This window comes from uncultured Wocania sp. (assembly GCF_964021735.1).
Taxonomy (GTDB): domain Bacteria; phylum Bacteroidota; class Bacteroidia; order Flavobacteriales; family Flavobacteriaceae; genus Wocania_A.
Map to the genome: position 1 here is coordinate 1 of NZ_CAXIBN010000200.1, position 5,462 is coordinate 5,462.

Annotated in this window: 3 protein-coding genes; all 3 read right to left on the reverse strand. The window is 33.4% G+C overall.

The window, feature by feature from the left end:
* On the reverse strand, positions 1 to 2,686 hold a 2,686-nt coding region (locus tag AADI82_RS13450; protein ID WP_341216941.1), incomplete at its 3' end, for a TonB-dependent receptor.
* 229 nt (positions 2,687 to 2,915) lie between these two features.
* Positions 2,916 to 4,763 carry a glutamine--fructose-6-phosphate transaminase (isomerizing) gene (gene glmS, locus AADI82_RS13455; protein ID WP_341216942.1) on the reverse strand — a complete coding sequence of 616 codons (1,848 nt, stop codon included), beginning with the start codon at positions 4,761 to 4,763 and terminating at the stop codon, positions 2,916 to 2,918.
* Between the two features lie 166 nt (positions 4,764 to 4,929).
* Positions 4,930 to 5,462: DUF4270 family protein (locus AADI82_RS13460; protein ID WP_341216943.1), on the reverse strand; the 533-nt coding region annotated here is incomplete at its 5' end.

A 5,462-nucleotide genomic window follows, 5' to 3' on the forward strand; every position in this document is an offset into this window, starting at 1 on the left:
TAAATGTAGATTTAAAACTTGGGACTCTTAAGTTTATTTGAGCGTCTAGCACATGATATTCTGGCACTAAACCTGTTGCAAACGTGTTTTCCCAGAAATAGTCATCACTAAATCTGTAATTAATATTAAAACCAAAGTTTTTAAACAAGTTTGTGTTACCAAAAGAGGCTTTAAATTTATGCTCGGGTGTATTAAAGTTTGTTACAAAGTCTGGAAAACGTTCTTGATCAAAATCTAATTTAGTGTACGTGTAACTTCCTCCTAAATCAAAATTCCCAAGCACTTTAATAGATAGCCCTATAGAAGCTCCGTAAGAATTTACATTGGCTTCAGAGTTTGTATATGCATTATAAGTTATGTAATCACGGTTACCAATTGCAGCTTCACCAGAAGTTTCTCCAACTGTTCCGTATAATGGTGAAACAACATACTGCTGAGAAATAAAATCTTTGTAACTGTTGTAATAAGCACTAAAGTCTACAATAAGTTTATCAAGCTTCCCTCTATAACCAACTTCGGCTGAAGTAACTTGTTCTGGCTTTACAATATCAGGATTAACAACTTCTAAATCGCCTACATTACTACCACCATTAGCCTCAAATGCTATTACTGATGTTTCAGAATAAGAGTTATTATATGCTGCAGCACCAGTTTGTGTGTAAGTATTTCCATCATTAGCAGGATAATCATTTGTGTATCTATCTAGATTTTCAGGTGCAGAACCAACTAATATAGCACGATTAGCATCTAACCCAATAAATAAATCTTGGGTTGTTGGATTTCTAAACCCTGTTTGTACTGAAGCCCTAATGTTATGGTTTCTATTAACCGTTAAACCTGCTGAAATTCTTGGTGAAAAGAAACCATCAAAGAATTCAGATTTATCATAACGAACAGAGCCTGTAAGTTTTAAATTTAAAGCATCACTTAACTCTAAACTTTTTTGAATTTGAGTATATATACCAAATTCAGAATAATCTATTGGGCCATCAAAATCTGTATAAATGGTTCCAAAAGAATTTAAATTATATTGTCTGTAAGATCCGCCAACTTGTATCTCAGCAAAATCGATTAAATGACTAAAGTTATAATTCCCATCTGCATGATAGTATTTTGATGCATCTTGAAATTTAGATCCTGTTCTTAAATCCGGGTCATTTATACTTCTATTAAAAGCAGCTTCAAATTCTGGTGTTCCTGGTAAAAATCGTCCAGATTCTGCTTGAGCTCTACCAACAGCATGAGCTTCAGCATCTGTTGCACCTCCTAATGTTGCTAGAACATAATTTCCAGCATATTCTGCAAACCAAGGTATATCACCTTTCCACGTCCTATTAATATTAATACCAGTAAAAACCATATCGTAAGAATCTCCTGCGCTATCAGCAACTACATAACCTCTTAAAAAGAAATTATCATTACGTATTTCTAATTTGTGCTGCTCTTGGAAGAAATTTTCAATGTTATATCTGTTTAGACCTTGATAGAGTGTGGTACCGGTACCTACTTTGCCTACGTAAGATATTTCAAAATCATCTTCCCATGGTCTAAAGTATAATCCCCAATCTGCTTTAACGCTTTTTGCTTCGTAATCAGTTAAATCTTGCTCATTGTATCCTGTTCTACTAATTCTAACACTAGGAACCAACGCATTAGCACCAGCAGGTAAATAAGGTGCCCCAGTAGCTGGGTTAATTGCCGATTCTAGTAAAATAGCAACAGATTTTAAATTTCTTGACACTTCGTCACCATATACATTAAGCCCGTTATAATTTATGTTTGTAGCTCTTGTGCCACCGTCCATATCTTGATCTTCAATACTATTTGCAGCCCAATCAGTTCCTTTTAAGTACCCAAAATTAACTTTAGCGGCAAATTTTTCGCTAAACTTATGAGCAGCTCTGATACTGTAATCTACATATTGGTTATCACCAGCAGCTTCTTGAGATGTAATACCTCCTTTGAATGAGGCACTAATTCCTGGATGGTCAAAAGGATTTTTACTACGCATAAATAAAATACCATTAAAAGCATTGGCACCATAAAGTGCTGATGACGCTCCTGGCAAAATCTCGACACTTAAAACATCTGTTTCTGTCATACCAACTAAATTTCCTATTGGGAAGTTTAATGCTGGTGTAGAGTTATCCATACCATCAACCAATTGCATAAAACGATTATTGGCAAATGTTGCAAAACCTCTGGTGTTTACTGACTGGAATGTTAAACTGTTTGTGTTTACATCAACACCTTTTAAGTTTTCTAATCCACCATAAAAATCAGCTGAAGCTGTATTTTTAATTTCTTTAAGACCGAAGCGCTCTACAGTAACAGGCGATTCGAAAATACGCTCTGGCGTTCTGGATGCAGAAATTACAACTTCATCTAATGCTGTGCCTTCGTTAAGAACAAAGTTAAGTACTTGATTGTTTGTGATAACTTCAATAGTAACAGTTTCGAAACCAATCATACTAGCTTGTACAGAAAAAGGAGGATTTTGGTTTACGGTTAAGTTAAAACCACCATCAAAATCTGTTACAGTTCCTAAGGAAGTGCCTTCAACAATGATGTTTGCTCCTGGAAGAGGCTGACCGCTATCGTCAACAACTGTTCCAGAGATTGTTGTTGTTTGAGAATATGACAATCCACAAAATAACAACAGTAAAAAAGGAAGAATAGTTTTCATTTATAAGAATTAGTTTAATTTATTGTTTAGCAATATAAATAGATATGTCGTTATTTCCATACAAAAACAAAAAAAGTTATGCATGCATAGTAAATTTTAACAAAAAAAGCTATAAAAAGTTTAAGTAATAAGTAAAAAAAGGTGTGTTTAATTAAGAAATAACTAGAATACCTCTTATACGATTTATAATATATAAGAGATATTAATCATTTTATAGTAAGGCTAAGACTTATTCTACAGTAACAGATTTTGCTAAATTACGTGGTTGGTCTACATTACAATTACGCATTACTGCAATGTGATAAGACAACAGTTGTAATGGTATGGTTGTTAGTAATGGTGAAAAGGCTTCCTCAGAATCTGGAATTTCAATAACGTGATCTGCAATTTCTTTTACAGCAGTATCGCCTTCAGTTACTACAGCAATGATTTTACCTTTTCTTGATTTGATTTCTTGAATATTACTAACTACTTTTTCGTAATGTCCTTTGCTCGTTGCAATAACAATTACAGGCATTCTATCGTCAATTAAAGCAATAGGACCATGTTTCATTTCGGCAGCTGGATAGCCTTCAGCATGAATATAGGAAATTTCTTTTAGTTTTAAAGCACCTTCTAGTGCTACGGGAAAATTATAACCTCTTCCTAGATATAAACAATTGGTAGAGAGTAAATATTGTTTAGCAATGTCTTTTACGTGTTCATCAACTTTTAATAATTGTTCTACTTTTTGTGGAATTAACTCTAGTTCTTGTAAGTGTAATCTAAAATCTGAACTTGACATTGTACCTTTAGCTCTAGCTAAACGCAAAGCAATTAAAGTTAGTACGGTTATTTGAGTTGTAAATGCTTTAGTAGAAGCTACTCCAATTTCTGGTCCAGCATGTGTGTAAGCACCAGCATGAGTTTCTCTAGCAATAGATGACCCCACAACATTACAAACTCCAAAAACAAAAGCGCCTTTAGATTTTGCTAATTTAATGGCGGCTAAAGTATCGGCTGTTTCACCAGATTGCGAAATAGCAATAACAACATCTTTCTCAGTTATTACTGGATTTCTATAACGGAACTCTGAGGCATATTCTACTTCTACAGGTATTCTAGAAAACTCTTCAAAAATATATTCGGCAACTAAACCAGCATGCCATGAGGTACCACATGCTACAATAATAATACGATCGGCGTTTAAAAACTTTTTCATATTATCTTCTACGCCAACCATTTTTATAATGGCTTCATCTCTTAATAATCTTCCTCTGTAAGTATCTCTTATGGCTCTTGGTTGCTCGTGTATTTCTTTTAGCATAAAATGATCGTAACCGCCTTTTTCTATTTGCTCAAGATTCATTTGAAGTTCTTGAACATAAGGATCGACTAACGAATCGTCTTTAATTTTTCTAATTTTTATGTCCTTTCCAAGTCTAATAATTGCCATTTCTTCATCTTCTAAGTAAATAGCATTCTTAGTATATTCTATAAAAGGAGAAGCATCACTTGCAATAAAAAACTCATCTTCACCAATACCAACAGCTAATGGGCTTCCTAAACGAGCAATAACAACTTCACCAGGTTTGTTTTTATCGAAAACCGCAATAGCATAAGCGCCAATTACCTGGTTTAATGCAATTTGAACGGCTTTACCAAGTTTTACGTTTTCTTTCTTTTTTACGTCTTCAATTAAATTGATTAAAACTTCTGTATCTGTATCAGATTGAAAAGTGTAACCTCTAGAAATTAATTCTTTTTTAAGTGAATCGTAATTTTCAATAATACCGTTATGAATGATGGCTAGATCGCCTGAATTTGAAGCATGAGGATGTGAATTTACATCGTTAGGAATACCATGGGTTGCCCATCTTGTATGACCAATTCCTAAGTTGCCATTTTTAGTGATTTCTTTTTCTGCTCGTTCTTCTAAGTCTGATACTTTTCCTTTGGTTTTAGAGATTTTAAGATCGGCACCATCAAATAATGCTATACCAGCACTATCGTAGCCTCTATACTCTAAACGTTTAAGCCCTTCAATAATAATTGGGTAAGCTTCTCGATGTCCTATATATCCAACAATTCCACACATAAGTAATATATTTAATTTGGGTTTTTAATTTTATGTGGAGCAAATATGTAAAAAAAATATCAACCAATGCAAAAATAGTACACGAAGTTGATATTTTTTACGATGAAATTCATCGTTATTAAATAAAATAAGGGTTTTATATATAAGAAACGCTTATAAAATGAATTTATAAATTAGGTTCTGTAAAAAATATTTCAAGTCTCAGTTTTCTGTTATCTGGAACGTTTTGATGGTTTCCATATAAAATCGTGCCTCTTGGAGTTAATAAAGTTGTTGAAGGGATTTGAGTTACTCCATCATTACTATTTAAAATGGAGGCAGTTTTTAAAACACCAGTACTTGGGTTATAATCCGCGTTCACATTGGTAGATAGAACTAACCCTATTTTAGTGTTAGTGGAATCTTTAAGTAGAATGTTATTTAAGTGCTCGGTAAGGCGTATTTTATATTTAGAGACACCATTATCGTCTGTTATGCGTTGTCCTAGATTTATAATTTTAGAATTAAATGGATCTGAAGGGTTTTCAGTAGGATCGAAACTATAATCAATAGTTGGGATGTTGTTTTTTATATCGTAAGCATAAATTCTATCTGCATAATGATAGTCTTTATCAGTGGGGTTTTCTTTTGGCGGAACGGGCATGGTTTCATCTTCATAAATAACAAGTTGTGCTTCATTAATTAATTTTTTAAGTGGAA